This window comes from Streptomyces sp. DH24 (assembly GCF_029813775.1).
Classification (GTDB): domain Bacteria; phylum Actinomycetota; class Actinomycetes; order Streptomycetales; family Streptomycetaceae; genus Streptomyces.
Window position 1 is genome coordinate 20,553 of the sequence record NZ_JARVKW010000018.1, and the last position, 16,420, is coordinate 36,972.

Annotated in this window: 15 protein-coding genes; 2 read left to right on the forward strand and 13 right to left on the reverse strand. The window is 70.5% G+C overall.

The window, feature by feature from the left end:
* Nucleotides 1–12: 12 nt before the first annotated feature.
* Nucleotides 13–1,275, reverse strand: coding sequence for a histidine--tRNA ligase (gene hisS, locus QC282_RS16545; protein ID WP_279550187.1), 1,263 nt, complete (start codon nt 1,273–1,275; stop codon nt 13–15).
* Nucleotides 1,276–1,288: 13 nt separating this feature from the next.
* Entirely contained in the window at nt 1,289–1,996 is a 708-nt protein-coding gene (locus tag QC282_RS16550; RefSeq protein ID WP_279550188.1) for an MBL fold metallo-hydrolase, read from the reverse strand.
* Between the two features lie 179 nt (nt 1,997–2,175).
* Between QC282_RS16550 and QC282_RS16555 the strand changes: the two genes are divergently transcribed.
* Both QC282_RS16555 and QC282_RS16560 read left to right on the forward strand, forming a co-directional pair.
* The gene (locus QC282_RS16555) at nt 2,176–2,994 is read left to right on the forward strand and encodes a peptidylprolyl isomerase (RefSeq protein ID WP_279550189.1); all 819 of its coding nucleotides are present in this window, start codon (nt 2,176–2,178) and stop codon (nt 2,992–2,994) included.
* A gap of 137 nt (nt 2,995–3,131) precedes the next feature.
* Entirely contained in the window at nt 3,132–4,361 is a 1,230-nt protein-coding gene (locus tag QC282_RS16560) for a DUF349 domain-containing protein (protein ID WP_279550190.1), read from the forward strand.
* A gap of 69 nt (nt 4,362–4,430) precedes the next feature.
* Here QC282_RS16560 and relA read toward each other — a convergent pair whose 3' ends face one another.
* The 11 genes from relA to pdxS form a co-directional block, all read right to left on the reverse strand.
* Entirely contained in the window at nt 4,431–6,980 is a 2,550-nt protein-coding gene (relA, locus tag QC282_RS16565; protein WP_279550191.1) for a GTP pyrophosphokinase, read from the reverse strand.
* Between the two features lie 194 nt (nt 6,981–7,174).
* Entirely contained in the window at nt 7,175–7,714 is a 540-nt protein-coding gene (locus QC282_RS16570) for an adenine phosphoribosyltransferase (protein ID WP_279550192.1), read from the reverse strand.
* A complete protein-coding gene (gene secF / locus QC282_RS16575; protein ID WP_279550193.1) occupies nt 7,711–8,838 on the reverse strand; it encodes a protein translocase subunit SecF in 1,128 nt (375 codons plus the stop codon). Before secF ends, QC282_RS16570 begins: the two co-directional genes overlap by 4 nt.
* Before the next feature lie 3 nt (nt 8,839–8,841).
* Nucleotides 8,842–10,611: a protein translocase subunit SecD gene (gene secD, locus QC282_RS16580; protein WP_279550194.1), complete on the reverse strand. Its 1,770-nt coding sequence runs from the start codon at nt 10,609–10,611 to the stop codon at nt 8,842–8,844.
* A gap of 134 nt (nt 10,612–10,745) precedes the next feature.
* Nucleotides 10,746–11,243, reverse strand: coding sequence for a preprotein translocase subunit YajC (gene yajC / locus QC282_RS16585; RefSeq protein WP_279550195.1), 498 nt, complete (start codon nt 11,241–11,243; stop codon nt 10,746–10,748).
* Nucleotides 11,244–11,409: 166 nt separating this feature from the next.
* Nucleotides 11,410–12,480 carry a Holliday junction branch migration DNA helicase RuvB gene (gene ruvB / locus QC282_RS16590; protein ID WP_279550197.1) on the reverse strand — a complete coding sequence of 357 codons (1,071 nt, stop codon included), beginning with the start codon at nt 12,478–12,480 and terminating at the stop codon, nt 11,410–11,412.
* A gap of 139 nt (nt 12,481–12,619) precedes the next feature.
* Nucleotides 12,620–13,225: a Holliday junction branch migration protein RuvA gene (ruvA, locus tag QC282_RS16595; RefSeq protein ID WP_279550198.1), complete on the reverse strand. Its 606-nt coding sequence runs from the start codon at nt 13,223–13,225 to the stop codon at nt 12,620–12,622.
* Nucleotides 13,222–13,761, reverse strand: a complete 540-nt coding sequence (gene ruvC, locus QC282_RS16600; protein WP_279550199.1) for a crossover junction endodeoxyribonuclease RuvC — start codon at nt 13,759–13,761, stop codon at nt 13,222–13,224. The genes ruvA and ruvC overlap by 4 nt, the downstream gene beginning before the upstream one ends.
* A gap of 142 nt (nt 13,762–13,903) precedes the next feature.
* Entirely contained in the window at nt 13,904–14,656 is a 753-nt protein-coding gene (locus QC282_RS16605; protein WP_279550200.1) for a YebC/PmpR family DNA-binding transcriptional regulator, read from the reverse strand.
* 49 nt (nt 14,657–14,705) lie between these two features.
* Nucleotides 14,706–15,311, reverse strand: coding sequence for a pyridoxal 5'-phosphate synthase glutaminase subunit PdxT (gene pdxT, locus QC282_RS16610; RefSeq protein WP_279550201.1), 606 nt, complete (start codon nt 15,309–15,311; stop codon nt 14,706–14,708).
* A 5-nt stretch (nt 15,312–15,316) separates the two neighbouring features.
* Nucleotides 15,317–16,222 (reverse strand): pyridoxal 5'-phosphate synthase lyase subunit PdxS, encoded by a 906-nt coding sequence (gene pdxS, locus QC282_RS16615; RefSeq protein WP_279550202.1) that lies wholly within the window; start codon nt 16,220–16,222, stop codon nt 15,317–15,319.
* Nucleotides 16,223–16,420 lie beyond the last annotated feature (198 nt).

The following is a 16,420-nucleotide window of genomic DNA, read 5'->3' on the forward strand; positions in this document are numbered from 1 at the left end:
GTGCGAGGTGTGTCAGCCGAGCCTCGACTCCAGTTCCGCCACGATCTCGTTCACGCCCACCGCCGTCTGCTCGCCGGACTCCATGTCCTTGAGCTGGACGACGCCCTCGGCGAGGTCGCGTTCGCCGGCGACGACGGTGTAGCGCGCGCCGCTGCGGTTGGCGTTCTTCATGGCGCCCTTGAGGCCCTTGCCGCCGTAGCAGAAGTCCGCGGCGACGCCGTTCTTGCGCAGCTCGGTGACCTTCGCGAACAGCAGGCGGCGGGCGTCCTCGCCGAGCGCCACGGCGAACACGCTGGTGCCGGCGGGCAGTTCGAGCTCCACGCCCTCCGCCTCCAGCGCCAGGACCGTGCGGTCGACGCCGAGCGCCCAGCCCACCGACGGCAGCGCGGGGCCGCCGATCATCTCGGACAGGCCGTCGTAGCGCCCTCCGCCGCCGACCGCGGACTGCGAGCCGAGGCCGTCATGGACGAACTCGAAGGTGGTCCGGGTGTAGTAGTCCAGGCCGCGCACCAGCTTCGGGTCGTCCTCGAAGGCGACGCCCGCCGCGCCGATCAGCTCGCGGACCTCCTCGTGGTACGCCTTGCACGCGTCGCACAGGTAGTCGCGCAGCAGCGGCGCGCCGGTCAGCTGCTTCTGGACCGACTCCCGCTTGTCGTCCAGCACGCGCAGCGGGTTGATCTCCGCGCGCCGCAGGGTGTCCTCGTCGAGGTCCAGGCCGCGCAGGAAGTCCTGCAGCGCGGCCCGGTACACCGGCCGGCACTCCTTGTCGCCCAGGGAGTTCAGCAGGATCCGGAAGTCGCGCAGGCCCAGCGAGCGGTACGCCTGGTCGGCCAGGATGATCAGCTCGGCGTCGAGCGCCGGGTCCTCCGCGCCGATGGCCTCCGCGCCGACCTGGGAGAAGTGGCGGTAACGGCCCTTCTGCGGGCGCTCGTAGCGGTAGTACGAGCCCGAGTACCAGAGCTTGACGGGGAGGTTGCCCGTCTTGTGCAGGTTGGCCTCCAGCGCGGCGCGCAGGACGGAGGCCGTGCCCTCCGGGCGCAGGGCGAGCCGGTCGCCGCCCTTGGTCTCGAAGGCGTACATCTCCTTGGTGACGATGTCGGTGGACTCGCCGACACCGCGCGCGAACAGCTCGACGTTCTCGAAACCGGGCGTCTCGATGTAGCCGTAGCCGGAGTTGCGCAGCGGGGCGGCGATCGCCTCGCGGACCGCCAGGTACTTGGCGGAGTCCGGCGGGATCAGGTCGTACGTGCCCTTGGGGGCCTTGAAGGTGCTCACGGAAGGTCTCTCGTCACATTCCTCGTCGAGGAGCGCCGGGCGCTCCCTGGCCGGCCGCCACCTGCCGCAGATAGGGGTTGGTGGCGCGCTCCTGGCCGATGGTCGTCTGGGGGCCGTGGCCGGACAGCACCACGGTCGAGTCGTCGAGCGGCAGGCACACGCGGGCCAGCGAGTCGAGCATCTCGGCCATGTCACCGCCGGGCAGGTCGGTGCGTCCGACGGAGCCGGCGAACAGCAGGTCGCCCGAGAAGAACACCGGCGGAATGTCCGCCGCCGCGGGCATCCCGAAGGTCACCGACCCCTTGGTATGGCCCGGCGCGTGCGCGACGGAGAACTCCAGGCCCGCCAGCTCCAGCTTCGCGCCGTCGGCCAGTTCCTTGACGTCGTCGGGCTCCCCCACGGTGAGCTCACCCATCAGCGGCATCCCGATGGAGCGGCCGAGCGCCTTCTCGGGGTCGCTCATCATGTACCGGTCCTCGGGGTGGATCCAGGCCGGCACGTCGTGCGCGCCGCACACCGGGACGACCGAGGCCACATGATCGATGTGGCCGTGGGTGAGGACGACGGCGACGGGCTTGAGCCGATGCTTCTTCAGTGTCTCCTCGACGCCCTGGGCGGCCTGATGGCCGGGGTCGATGATCACGCACTCCTCACCGGCGGCGGGGGCGACGAGATAACAGTTCGTCCCCCAGGCCCCGGCGGGGAACCCGGCAATGAGCACGATCGTCCTTCGTTGTGTCGGTTCGGGTGGGTTGCGCTCGGGCTGCGCCCGTGGTCAGAGCCTACCGGCGCTGCCGATTCCTCAGCGAACCCATATACGGTACGGGGCACACGCAGGCGGTCGGCTCACCGCACGCACGCGTACCGGTCGGCACACAAGACGCATGAGGAGAGAACCCGGTGGTCAGCCAGGAGCAGCGGCGGCGTCAGCTCGCCCGGGAGAAGTTCTTGCGGCAGCAGCAGCGGCGCACGTCCGCACGGCGCAAGGCGCGGATGCGCAACGCCGTGATCGCGTCGGTCCTCGGTGTGGTCGTGGTGGGCAGCGTCGCGCTGTACACGACCGGGGCGCTCAAGGGTGACGACAAGGCCAACGCGAACGCGGAGGTCAGCCCGAGCGCGTCGGCACCCAGCAAGGCGCCCGACCCGTGCGAGAAGCCCGCCGAGGGCAAGGTCACGTCGCAGACCTGGAAGAAGGAACCTGCGATGACGATCGACAAGTCCGCGAAGTACACGATGAAGCTCGCGACGACCTGCGGCGACATCGACATCGACCTGAAGGCGTCGGCGGCCCCGCACACCGTCAACTCGTTCAGCTTCCTCGCCGGGAAGGGCTACTTCGACCACACGAAGTGCCACCGCCTCACCACCAACGGCATCTACGTGCTGCAGTGCGGCGACCCGACGGGCCAGGGCACCGGCGGCCCCGGCTACACGATCCCGGACGAGAACCTGAAGGACGAAAGCCTGAAGGGCAACACCTACCCCAAGGGCACCGTCGCGATGGCCAACACGGGGCAGAAGGACAGCGGAGGCAGCCAGTTCTTCCTGGTGTACGAGGACAGCAAGTTGCCGCCCAGCTACACACCGTTCGGTACCGTCTCCGAGTCGGGAATGAAGGTGCTGCAGAAGATCGCCAAGGCGGGCGAGAGCACGGGGGCCGGTGACGGAGCACCGAACGCGACGGTGGTCATCGACAAGGCGACCGTCACGAAATCCTGACCCTCAACTGCGAAATTTCGGTCGTGCGGGATGCGGACAGCCGCCCCGCCGGTCGCCTATGTTGGCCGTGACGAAACTGTGGACGATGCCCGGGGGAGCTCTACAGCCCCTCGCAGGCATCATGTGGAGGAGGCGCTGTGAGCAGCGACCCGTGGGGCCGCGTCGACGAGACGGGGACCGTGTACGTGCGTACGGCCGACGGCGAGCAGGTCGTCGGTTCCTGGCAGGCCGGCTCCCCTGACGAGGCGCTGGCCTACTTCGAGCGCAAGTACGAGGGCCTGGTTGTCGAGATCGGCCTCCTCGAGAAGCGAGTGAAGACCACCGACCTGTCGGCGAAGGATGCGCAGGCCGCGATCGACCACATCCGCGAGCAGGTCGACGCGCATCACGCGGTGGGTGATCTGGACGCCCTGCGGGTGCGGCTGGACAAGCTCGTGGAGACCGTGGAGAAGCGCCGCGAGGAGCGCAGGCAACAGCGCGCGAAGCAGTCCGACGAGGCGCGTCACGCCAAGGAGGCGCTGGTCGCTGAGGCGGAGGAGCTGGCGCAGTCCGACCAGTGGCGGGCGGCCGGTGAGCGGCTGCGGGCCCTGGTGGACACCTGGAAGGGTCTGCCGCGGCTGGACCGCAAGTCCGACGACGAGCTGTGGCACCGCTTCTCGCACGCGCGCTCGGCGTTCTCCAAGCGGCGCAAGCAGCACTTCGCGCAGTTGGACGCGCAGCGCGAGGAGGCCCGCCGGATCAAGGAACGGCTGGTCGCCGAGGCCGAGTCGCTGTCCGGTTCGACGGACTGGGGCCCGACGGCCGCCCGGTACCGCGAGCTGATGACGGAGTGGAAGGCGGCGGGCCGCGCCCAGCGCGAGCACGAGGACGACCTGTGGAACCGGTTCCGGGGCGCTCAGGACGTCTTCTTCGCCGCCCGCAGCTCGGTGTTCGCCGAGCGTGACGCCGAGCAGGCGGAGAACCTGAAGCTGAAGGAGGAGCTGGCCCACGAGGCCGAGAAGATCCTCCCCGTCACGGACCTGAAGGCGGCCCGCGCCGCCTTCCGCTCGATCAACGAGCGCTGGGAGGCCATCGGCCACGTGCCGCGCGACGCCCGGCCGAAGGTCGAGGGCCGGATGCACGCCGTGGAGCGGGCCATCCAGGAGGCCGAGGAGGCCGAGTGGCGCCGGACGAACCCGGAGGCACGCGCGCGTGCCGAGGGTCTGACCGGCCAGCTCCAGGCGGCGGTGGACAAGCTCAAGGGCCAGATCGAGCAGGCCCGCGCCCAGGGCAACAACGCCAAGGCCGAGAAGCTGGAGCGCGAGCTGGAGGGCCGTCAGGCGCTCCTGGACCAGGCCCTGAAGGGCCTGCAGGAGTTCGGCGGCTGACCGGCGACGACGAAGAGGGCCTCCGCACAAGCTTGTGCGGAGGCCCTCTTCGTCGTCGGTGCGTGGCCCCTACGCCCTGCTGCGGGCCGACGTCACGCGGTACACGTCGTAGACGCCCTCCACTCCCCTGACCGCCTTCAGGACGTGCCCGAGGTGCTTCGGGTCGCCCATCTCGAAGGTGAAGCGGGACGTGGCGACGCGGTCGCGGGAGGTCTGGACGGCCGCGGACAGGATGTTCACGTGCTGGTCGGACAGCACGCGGGTGACGTCCGACAGCAGCCGGGAGCGGTCCAGGGCCTCGACCTGGATGGCCACCAGGAACACCGAGGACTGGGTGGGCGCCCACTCGACCTCGAGGATGCGCTCGGGTTCACGGGAGAGCGAGTCCACGTTGACGCAGTCGCTGCGGTGCACCGAGACTCCGCTGCCGCGGGTGACGAACCCGATGATGGGGTCGCCGGGGACCGGTGTGCAGCAGCGGGCCAGTTTGACCCACACGTCCTCGACGCCCTTGACGACGACGCCGGGGTCGGAGCTGGAGCGGCGCTTGCGGCTGCGCCCGCGGGCCGGGGGTACCGACTCGTCGATCTCCTCGGTGGCGGCCTCCTCGCCGCCGAGGGCCTGCACCAGCTTCTGCACGATGTTCTGCGCCGAGACGTGTCCCTCGCCGATCGCCGCGTACAGCGCGGAGATGTCCGAGTAGCGCATCTCGTGCGCGAGCGTGACGAGCGAGTCGCCGGTGAGGATGCGCTGGATCGGCAGGTTCTGCTTGCGCATCGCGCGGACGATGGCGTCCTTGCCCTGCTCGATCGCCTCGTCGCGGCGCTCCTTGGAGAACCAGGCGCGGATCTTGTTGCGGGCGCGCGGCGACTTGACGAAACCGAGCCAGTCGCGGGAGGGGCCCGCGCCGGCCGCCTTGGAGGTGAAGACCTCCACGAGGTCGCCGTTGTCCAGCGTGGACTCCAGCGGCACCAGGCGGCCGTTGACCCGTGCTCCTATCGTGCGGTGGCCGACCTCCGTGTGGACGGCGTACGCGAAGTCGACCGGGGTGGCGCCGGCCGGGAGTGCAATGACGTCGCCCTTGGGCGTGAAGACGAAGACCTCGTTGCGGGAGAGGTCGAAGCGCAGGGACTCCAGGAACTCGCCGGGGTCCTCGGTCTCCTTCTGCCAGTCCAGCAACTGCCGCAGCCACGCCATGTCGTTGATGGCGCCCGCGTCCTTGCCGACCTTGCCGGTGCTGCGGGGCGCGTCGGTGCGCACCTTGGAGGCGCCGGCGACGGCCTCCTGCTTGTACTTCCAGTGCGCGGCGATGCCGTACTCGGCGCGGCGGTGCATGTCGAACGTGCGGATCTGCAGTTCGACGGGCTTGCCGCCGGGGCCGATGACCGTCGTGTGCAGCGACTGGTACATGTTGAACTTGGGCATCGCGATGTAGTCCTTGAACCGGCCGGGGACCGGGTTCCATCGCGCGTGCACCGTGCCGAGGGCCGCGTAGCAGTCGCGGACGGTGTCCACGAGGACGCGGATGCCCACCAGGTCGTAGATCTCCGCGAAGTCCCGGCCGCGGACGATCATCTTCTGGTAGACGCTGTAGTAGTGCTTGGGGCGGCCCGTGACGGTGGCCTTGATGCGGGCGGCCCTGAGGTCCTGCTGCACCTCGTCGGTCACTATGGCGAGGTACTCGTCGCGCTTGGGGGCGCGTTCGGCGACGAGGCGGACGATCTCGTCGTACATCTTGGGGTAGAGGATCGCGAAGGCGAGGTCCTCCAGCTCCCACTTGATGGTGTTCATGCCCAGGCGGTGGGCGAGCGGCGCGTAGATCTCCAGGGTCTCGCGCGCCTTCTTCTCCTGCTTCTCGCGCTTGAGGTAGCGCATGGTGCGCATGTTGTGCAGGCGGTCGGCGAGCTTGATGACCAGGACGCGCGGGTCCTTGGCCATCGCGACGACCATCTTGCGCACGGTCTCGGCCTGCGCGGCCTCGCCGAACTTGACCTTGTCCAGCTTCGTGACGCCGTCGACGAGCAGCGCGACCACGTCGCCGAAGTCGCGGCGCAGGTCGTCCAGGCCGTACTCGGTGTCCTCGACGGTGTCGTGCAGCAGTCCGGCCATCAACGTGGCCGGATCCATGCCCAGTTCGGCGAGGATCGTGGTGACGGCGAGGGGGTGTGTGATGTACGGGTCGCCGCTCTTGCGCTTCTGGCCGCGGTGCCAGCGCTCGGCGACCTGGTAGGCGCGCTCGATCTGGCGCAGTGTCGCCGTCTCGATCTTGGGGTCGTTGCTGCGGACTATGCGCAGCAGGGGTTCCAGGACCGGGTTGTACGGGTTGGCGCGCTGGACGCCGAGCCGGGCGAGGCGGGCCCGGACGCGGTTGGAGGAGCCGGAGCGTGCGGGCTGGCCGGTGGGGGCGCGGACCACGGGCGGCTGTGCGGGGCGCTCCGCGGAGGGCACGGGCTTGGGGCGGGACTCCTCGGCCCCCTTGTCGACGGGCGCCGACTGGGCGTGCTGGACCGGCCCGCTGGTGTCGTTCTTCGCCTGGGGCGTGCTCGGCGCGGGCTTGGCCGCGGCGGCCGAGACGGACTCGGGCTTCGCGGCGGTCAGGGGCTGGGCCTCGTCTGGCAAGAGGGCTCCTCGTGCACGATCCGGGTCCCCCGGTCAGGCTCCGGAAACCCCATGGTAGCCATCCCGGGCCGAAGGATCGCCTTCAGGCCATGGTGAGACCTGTCTACCGGGGAAACACGAGAGGCGGACGCCGGATGTCTCCGGGCCCGCCTCCGCGGTGTTCTGCCGATGTGTCCGGCCTGGTCAGGGGCGCTTCAGACCGTGAGGAGCGCCTGCAGTGGGGCGCCTGCGAGGGCCGGTTCCAGGCGGGCGCGGCCGCCGAGGAAACCGAGCTCCATGAGGACCGCGAGGCCCGCGACCTCGGCGCCCGCCCTGCGCATGAGCTGGATCGAGGCCTCCGCGGTGCCGCCGGTGGCGAGGACGTCGTCGACGATCAGGACACGGTCGTCCCGTCCCAGGTCCTCGGCGTGCACCTCGATCTCGGCCGAGCCGTACTCCAGGTCGTACGCCTGGCGGAGGGTGGCTCCGGGGAGCTTGCCCGCCTTGCGCACCGGGATGAAGCCGAGGCCGGCGCGGACGGCGACCGGGGCGCCGAGGATGAAGCCCCGGGCCTCCAGGCCGACGACCTTGGTGGCGCCGGCGTGCTCGGCGATCTCCGCGAGCGCGTCGGTGAGCGCGGTGAACGCCGCCGGGTCGGCCAGCAGCGGGGTGATGTCCTTGAACATCACGCCCGGCTCCGGATGGTCGGCCACGTCACGGATACGGCTGAGCAGCAGCTCCTGGATGTCGGTCATCGCCGCTTCCCCGAGGAACGGCCGCGGCCCCGGGCACGGGACGCGGGCTGGCTGCGCGGGCCGACGACGGCCGGGGCGGCGTCGTCGACGACGTCGGTGTCCTCGGTCTCGTCGGCGTCCTCGGCGTAGTCGTCCAGGGGCTCGCCCGTGGCCGCGGCGTGGGCGCGCTTGGCGAGGACGCGCTTCTTGAGGGCCTTCATCGGCGGCTCGAGTTCCTTGAGGTCGGCGACGAGCGGCGTGGCGATGAAGATCGACGAGTACGCGCCGGCGGCGAGGCCGACGAACAGCGACAGCGAGATGTCGTTGAGCATGCCGGCGCCGAGGACACCGCCACCGATGAACAGCAGGCCCGCCACCGGCAGCAGCGCGACGACCGTGGTGTTGATCGACCGCACCAGGGTGCTGTTGATCGAACGGTTGGCGATCTCGCCGTACGTCCAGCGGGTCTGTTTGGTGATGTCCCTCGTCTGTTCCTTGAGGCTGTCGAAGACGACGACCGTGTCGTAGAGCGAGTAGCCGAGGATGGTCAGCAGACCGATCACCGTGCCCGGCGTGACCTCGAAGCCCACCAGGGCGTAGATGCCGACGGTGATGGTGATGTCGTGGATCAGCGCGACGAACGCGGCGACGGCCATGCGCCACTCGAAGGCGATCGCCAGATAGATCACCACGAGGAACATGAAGATGCCGAGGCCCTGCCAGGCCTTGTTGGCGATCTGGTCGCCCCAGCTGGGACCGACCAGGTCGGCGTTGATCTGCTCGGCGTCGACCTTGATGTCGTCGGCGAGCGACTCCTTGATCCTGTCGGCCGCGCCCGTGTCGATGCCCGCGACCTGGATGCGCAGGCTGCCGTCGCCGAGCTTCTGCACGATCGCGTCGTGGCCGGAGGCCTCTTCCGCGTACTCCTCGGCCTGGGCCACCGAGACGCTCGTGTTCTTGGGCGTGGTGAAGACCGCTCCGCCCTGGAACTCGATGCCCATGTTCAGGCCGCGCACCGCCAGGCCGACGATGGCCGTGATGGTGATCAGGATGGAGATGCCGTACCAGATCTTGCGGTTCTTGACGAAGTCGTAGCCGACCTCGCCACGGTGCAGTCGGGCGCCGAGGGTGCCGAGTTTCGACATCGCTCACGCCTCCTTCGGGTCGACGGGGCCGGCGGCGGAGTGGACGGGACGGCGGGTGCGGCGCAGCGGGGGCTTGGCACCCAGGCTCTTCGGGTCGAGGCCGGACCACTTGTGGCCGCTCGCGAAGAAGTGGCGTCGGGCCATCAGCGTCAGCAGCGGCTTGGTGAAGAGGAACACCACGACCACGTCGAGCACGGTGGTCAGACCGAGCGTGAACGCGAAGCCCTGGACCTTGCCGACGGTGACGACGAACAGCACCGCGGCGGCGAGGAACGACACGAAGTCGGAGACCAGGATGGTGCGCCGGGCGCGGGGCCAGGCCCGCTCGACGGCGGGGCGCAGCGTGCGGCCCTCGCGGATCTCGTCACGGACGCGTTCGAAGTACACGATGAACGAGTCCGCGGTGATGCCGATGGCGACGATGGCGCCGCACACGGCGGGGAGGTTCAGCGCGAAGCCGATCGCCGGGCCGAGCAGCGACATGATCACGTACGTGAGGGCCGCGGAGACCAGCAGCGAGGCGATGGCGATGAACGACAGGCCGCGGTAGTACGCCAGCAGGTAGATGACGACCAGCGCCAGGCCGATCGCGCCGGCGATCAGGCCGGCCTCCAGCTGCTCGCCGCCGAGCGCCGCGGTCACCGTGGTGACGCTGTCCTCGCGGAAGGTCAGCGGCAGGGCGCCGTAGGACAGCATGTTGGCGAGGTTCTGCGCGGACTCCTGGTTGAAGTTGCCGGAGATCTCCGCGCTGCCGCCGGTGAGGGCCTGGCTGACGTACGGGTCGGAGACGACCTCGCCGTCCAGGACGATGGCGAACTGGTTCTGCGGGGACTGGTTCTGGGCCAGCTTGCCGGTGATGCTCGCGAACTTCTTGGAGCCCTTGTCCGTGAACTTCATCGTGACGGTCCAGCCGGCACCGGTCTGCGTGTTGAAGACCGCCTGGGCGTCGTCGACGTCCGTGCCGTCGACCTCGGCCGGGCCGAGGATGTACTTCTGCCACTGGCCCTGCGCGTTCTGGCCGCAGGCGAGCGTGGAGTCCTCGGGCTTGGCGCCGTCGCCGGCCTTGGCGCGGACGGCGGGCTTGGTGCAGTCCAGCGCGGCGTACTGCTTCTGGAGGTCGCTGTCGCCGGCGGGGGCGCTGGAGCTCGCGGACGGCGTGGCGCCCGGGGTGCCGGAGGCGGAGCCGGACGGTGTGGGGCTGGCCTTCAGCGCGTCACTGGCAGGGCGGCCCTGCGTGGTGGCGCTCGCCGACGGGGTCGCGGAGCCGTCCGCGGAGGGCGAGGAGGTCGCCTTCTCGTCACCGTCGTCCTTGCCGGACGCGCTGCTGGACGCGCTCGGCGACGGGCTGGCCTCGGCGGCGCCGCCGGCGAGCTCGGTGGCGACGACCGGGCGGAAGTAGAGCTTGGCGGTGGTGCCCACCTGGTCCCGGGCCTGCTTGGAGTTGGTGCCCTTGGGAATGTTGACGATGATGTTGCGATCGCCCTGCGTCTGGACCTCGGCCTCCGAGACACCCAGACCATTGACGCGGCGTTCCATGATGGAGACGGCCGTGTCCATGTTGGTCTTGTTGATCGCGTTCTCCTGGCCGGCCTCGGGAACCGCCCGGAGCGTGATGCTCGTACCGCCGGCCAGGTCGATGCCGAGACGCGGAGTGGTGTGCCCGGAGGCGTACATGCCACCGGTGAGCGCCACGATGGCGATCAGAATCAGGGCCAGCGAGCGCCCCGGCTTGCTCTGGGCGCTCGCGTTCCGGCCCTTTTTAGGTGCTGCCACCTTCTCGTACTCCCTCTCGGGCCGCTCTCACGCCGGGTGGGCGCGCCGGCGGCCATGACATGGTGTCGGGAACCCCCGTGCGAGCTGCGCAGGCCCAGGAGCGCACGGGCCCGCCCGCACGCCCCGGGACGCGACTACTTCGCCTCGGAGTCGCCGTCGGTCTTCTTCGGCGCCTCGTCCGTCGTCGCCTCGGCGGGGGCGGCGTCGGCCGCGGCGGTCTCGTCCTCGTCCTTCTTGCCGAGGTCGACGGCCTTGTCGTCGGAGTCGGCGGCAGCGGAGGGCTCGTCGGTCTCGGTGAGGGAGGAGGCGTCGTCCGGGACGATGTCGGCGTCGGACTTCAGGTCGTGCTCGATGCCGTGCACGATGCGGTTGTACTCGTCGTCGGTCAGGACGGCACCGATCGAGTTCTTCGCGAAGAGCAGTTCCACGCCAGGACCGGCGTCGAGAAGGACCGTGTCCTCGCTGACCTCCTTGACCGTGGCGTACATGCCCCCGATGGTGCGGACGCCGGAACCGGGCTGCATCTGGTTCCGCATCTCGATGGCCTGCTGCTGCTTCTTCTTGGCCGAGCGGGTCATCAGGAACATGGCCCCGATGAGCACGATGAACGGGAGGAGGGTCAGGAGACTCACGGGTCGGAACTTCCTTCACGCGACCGCGATGGTGAACGGCCTGATGGTTGGGGGTGTGTGATGCCGCCGACAAAGGCGGCATCGGCGGAGTCTAAGCGAGTCCGCGCGCATGGAACAACGCTCAGCATGGCACCGGGGTTCCTGCCCCCGGTGAATGCGCGCGCCGTCACGCCCCGAACAGGTCCTGTTGTCCGTTTCCCGCGCCCTGCGCACGGGGCGGCGTGAGGCCGAGATGCGCCCATGCGGCGGGGGTGGCGACGCGGCCGCGCGGGGTGCGGGCGAGCAGCCCCTCCCGTACGAGGAACGGCTCGGCGACCTCCTCGACGGTCTCGCGCTCCTCCCCCACGGCGACCGCGAGCGTGGACAGTCCGACGGGGCCGCCGCCGAACAGCTTGAGCAGGGCCTCCAGTACGGCGCGGTCGAGGCGGTCGAGGCCGCGGGCGTCGACCTCGTAGACCGCGAGGGCGGCGGCGGCGATGTCCCTGGTGATGACGCCGTCGGCCTTGACCTGGGCGTAGTCGCGGACGCGGCGCAGCAGGCGGTTGGCGATGCGGGGGGTGCCGCGCGAGCGGCCGGCGATCTCGGCGGCGCCGGCGGTGTCGATCTCGACGTCGAGGAGGCTCGCCGAGCGGTGGATCACCCGCTCCAGTTCGGCGGGTTCGTAGAACTCCATGTGCGCGGTGAAGCCGAAGCGGTCGCGCAGCGGGGGCGGCAGCAGTCCCGCGCGGGTGGTGGCGCCGACCAGGGTGAACGGCGGGAGTTCCAGCGGGATGGCGGTGGCGCCGGGGCCCTTGCCGACGATGACGTCGACGCGGAAGTCCTCCATGGCCATGTAGAGCATCTCCTCGGCGGGCCTCGACATGCGGTGGATCTCGTCGAGGAAGAGGACCTCGCCCTCCTGCAGGGAGGACAGGATCGCCGCGAGGTCGCCGGCGTGCTGGATGGCGGGGCCGGAGGTGATGCGGATGGGGGCGCCCATCTCGGCGGCGATGATCATGGACAGGGTGGTCTTGCCGAGGCCCGGGGCGCCGGAGAGCAGCACGTGGTCGGCGGTGGCGCCGCGCGCGCGTGCGGCGCGCAGCACGAGGTCGAGTTGTTCGCGGACCTTCTCCTGGCCGATGAACTCGCCCAGGTCCTTGGGGCGCAGGGCGGCCTCGACGGCCTGGTCCTCACGGTCGGCGACGGGGCCGACCAGCCGCTCGGCCGCGGTGCTGTCGGTCGTGTCGTCCCAGTTCATGGAGTGTGCCTCGGGGTCGCGGTCGGTGGGTTCGGAGGGCTTGGGCGGCTGAGCGGCGCACGACGCCCCGTGGGGCGGTTTTCGGCCTTTGGCCGGGGGCGGTGCCGGGCCAGGGCGGTCCGGGCGCCGCCCGGGGCGCTCAGCGCGTTCGGTTCAGGGTCTGGAGCGCCGCCTTCAGCAACTGCCCGACCTGCGGTGTGCCCTCGGCGGCCTCGGCCTGCGGGGCGACGGCGGCGACCGCCTCGTCGGCCTCGCGGGTGGCGTAACCGAGGCCGCTCAGGGCGGCGTGCAGCTGGTCGCGCCAGCCCGCGGTGACCGGTGCTCCGGCGGCGGGGGCGCCGGTCGGCGCGCCCAGGCGGTCCTTCAGTTCGAGCAGCAGCTTCTGGGCGCCCTTCTTGCCGATGCCGGGGACGGCGGTGAGCGCCTTCTCGTCCCCGGTGGACACGGCGCGCCGCAGGGCGTCCGGCGTGTGCACGGCCAGCATCGCCTGGGCCAGCCGGGGGCCGACGCCGCTGGCGGTCTGGAGCAGCTCGAACGTCTGCCGCTCGTCGTCGTCCGCGAAGCCGTACAGCGTGAGGGAGTCCTCCCGCACGACCAGGGACGTGGCGAGCTTGGCGGGCCGGCCGACGCGGAGCGCGGACAGCGTGTTCGGCGTGCACTGGACGGCCATGCCGACGCCGCCGACCTCGACGACCGCGGCGTCGGGGGCGAGCGCGGCGACCGTGCCGCTGACGAAGGCGATCATGCCGTACGGCCTTTCGATTGCTGGGTGGCGTGCAGGGCGACGGCCTGCTGGAGTCGGTTCTGCGCGGGGGCGCGCCAGATGTGGCAGATGGCGAGCGCGAGGGCGTCGGCGGCGTCGGCCGGTTTCGGAGGCGCGGCGAGCCGCAGCAGCCGGGTGACCATGGCGCCGACCTGGGCCTTGTCGGCGCGGCCGGAGCCGGTGACGGCGGCCTTGACCTCGCTGGGGGTGTGCAGGGCGACGGGGATGCCGCGGCGGGAGGCGCACAGCAGGGCGACGGCGCTGGCCTGGGCGGTACCCATCACCGTACGGACGTTGTGCTGGCTGAAGACGCGCTCCACCGCGACGTACTCCGGGCGGTGCTCGTCGAGCCACTGCTCCAGGCCCTGCTCGATGGCGACGAGGCGGTGGCCGAGGTCCGCGTCCGCGGGGGTGCGCACGACGCCGACGCCCAGCATGGTCAGCGGCCGTCCGGCGACGCCCTCGACCACACCGACTCCGCACCGGGTCAGTCCCGGGTCGACCCCCAGTACGCGCACGCGAAGCCTTTCCCCTCGATCACTCGATCGCTCGATCACCGGTTTGTGCAGGCTATCGGGTGCCACCGACAAGGACCGGCAACGCGACGGGCCGACGGGTGTGTCCCGTCGGCCCGTTCGGTGCGCGGAGTCGCCGGCGGCGTTACGCGTCGACCTTCTCCATGATCTCGTCGCTGACGTCGAAGTTGGCGAAGACGTTCTGCACGTCGTCGCTGTCCTCGAGCGCGTCGATCAGCTTGAAGATCTTCTTGGCGCCCTCCTCGTCCAGCTCGACCTGCATGGTCGGGACGAAGTTGGCGTCGGCGGAGTCGTAGTCGATGCCCGCGTCCTGGAGGGCGGTGCGGACCGCGACCAGGTCGGTGGCCTCGCTGATGACCTCGAAGGTCTCGCCGAGGTCGTTGACCTCCTCGGCGCCCGCGTCCAGGACCGCGCCGAGGACGTCGTCCTCGGACAGCTCGCCCTTGGGCACGATCACGACGCCCGTGCGGTTGAACAGGTACGACACCGAGCCCGGGTCGGCCATGGAGCCGCCGTTGCGGGTCATCGCGACGCGCACCTCGGAGGCGGCGCGGTTGCGGTTGTCGGTGAGGCACTCGATGAGGACCGCGACACCGTTGGGGCCGTAGCCCTCGTACATGATCGTCTCGTAGTCGGCGCCACCGGCCTCCAGGCCGGCGCCGCGCTTGACCGCGGAGTCGATGTTCTTGTTGGGGACCGACGACTTCTTGGCCTTCTGGATGGCGTCGTACAGCGTCGGGTTGCCCTCGGGGTCGGCGCCGCCCATCCGCGCCGCGACCTCGATGTTCTTGATCAGCTTCGCGAAGAGCTTGCCGCGCTTGGCATCGATGACGGCCTTCTTGTGCTTCGTCGTGGCCCATTTAGAGTGGCCGGACATCTGCCTGTCTCCTTCGCGTAACCCATCTCTGCAACGAACGCCAGGAATCCTACAAGGACTCGGCTCCGGCGTTCGCGCGCACCATGTCGACGAACAGCGCGTGCACCCGGTGGTCGCCGGTGAGTTCCGGGTGGAACGACGTGGCGAGCGCGTTGCCCTGACGGACCGCGACGATGTGGCCCTCGTGCTCGGCGAGCACCTCGGCCGCCGCGCCGACGGACTCGACCCAGGGGGCGCGGATGAAGACGCCCTCCACGGGATCTCCCGCGACGCCCTTGACGTCGAGCGCCGCCTCGAAGGACTCGTTCTGGCGTCCGAAGGCGTTGCGGCGCACGATCATGTCGATGCCGCCGATGGTCTCCTGGCCCGAACGCGGGTCGAGGATCTTGTCGGCGAGCATGATCATGCCCGCGCAGGTGCCGTAGACGGGCATACCGGCACGCACGCGTGCGCGAAGGGGCTCCATGAGGCCGAACAGGACGGCCAGCTTGGAGATGGTGGTGGACTCGCCGCCGGGGACGACGAGGCCGTCGACCTCGGCGAGTTCTTCGGGGCGCCGCACCGGCCTGGCCACGGCATCGGCCGCGGCCAGGGCGACGAGGTGCTCCCGTACGTCGCCCTGGAGGGCCAGGACGCCGATGACAGGAGTGTTCATGGTGCTTACCAGCCGCGGTTGGCGTAGCGCTCGGCCTCGGGCAGGGTGTCGCAGTTGATGCCGACCATGGCCTCGCCGAGGTTGCGGGACGCGTCCGCGATGATCTTGGGGTCGTCGTAGAAGGTGGTGGCCTTCACGATGGCGGCGGCACGCTTGGCCGGGTCGCCGGACTTGAAGATGCCGGAGCCGACGAAGACGCCCTCGGCGCCGAGCTGGCGCATCAGGGCCGCGTCGGCCGGGGTGGCGACGCCGCCGGCGGAGAACAGCACGACCGGGAGCTTGCCCAGCTCGGCGGTCTCCTTGACCAGCTCGTACGGGGCACGCAGCTCCTTGGCGGCGGCGTACAGCTCGTTGTTGTCGTAGCCGCGCAGGCGGGCGATCTCGTTCTTGATCTGGCGCAGGTGGCGGACGGCCTCGACGACGTTGCCGGTGCCGGCCTCGCCCTTGGAGCGGATCATGGCCGCGCCCTCGGCGATGCGGCGCAGGGCCTCACCGAGGTTGGTGGCGCCGCAGACGAAGGGGGTGGTGAAGGCCCACTTGTCGGAGTGGTTGACCTCGTCGGCCGGGGTGAGGACCTCGGACTCGTCGATGTAGTCCACGCCGAGGGACTGCAGGACCTGGGCCTCGACGAAGTGGCCGATGCGGGACTTGGCCATCACCGGGATGGACACCGCGTCGATGATGCCCTCGATCATGTCCGGGTCGGACATCCGGGCCACGCCGCCGTCCTTGCGGATGTCGGCCGGGACCCGCTCCAGGGCCATGACGGCGACGGCGCCCGCGTCCTCGGCGATCTTCGCCTGCTCCGGCGTGACGACGTCCATGATCACGCCGCCCTTGAGCTGCTCCGCCATGCCGCGCTTGACGCGGGCGGTGCCGATCTCGGGAGCCTGGTTCTCGGTGCTGGACACGGGTGACCTCACTGATGGGAAAGAAGGATTCTGCGTTCTTGAGGAAACGCGAGCGGACCAGGCCACAGCAAGGGCCAATGGGAAGGCGGTGGATCGTTTTCGCGACCGCCGGGCGGCGAGAGTGGCCGACGGCCGGGCACGGGCGGCCGGAACGGCCGGGACGCTATGGCCGGAACGGCCGGGCGCTACGGCCGAAAC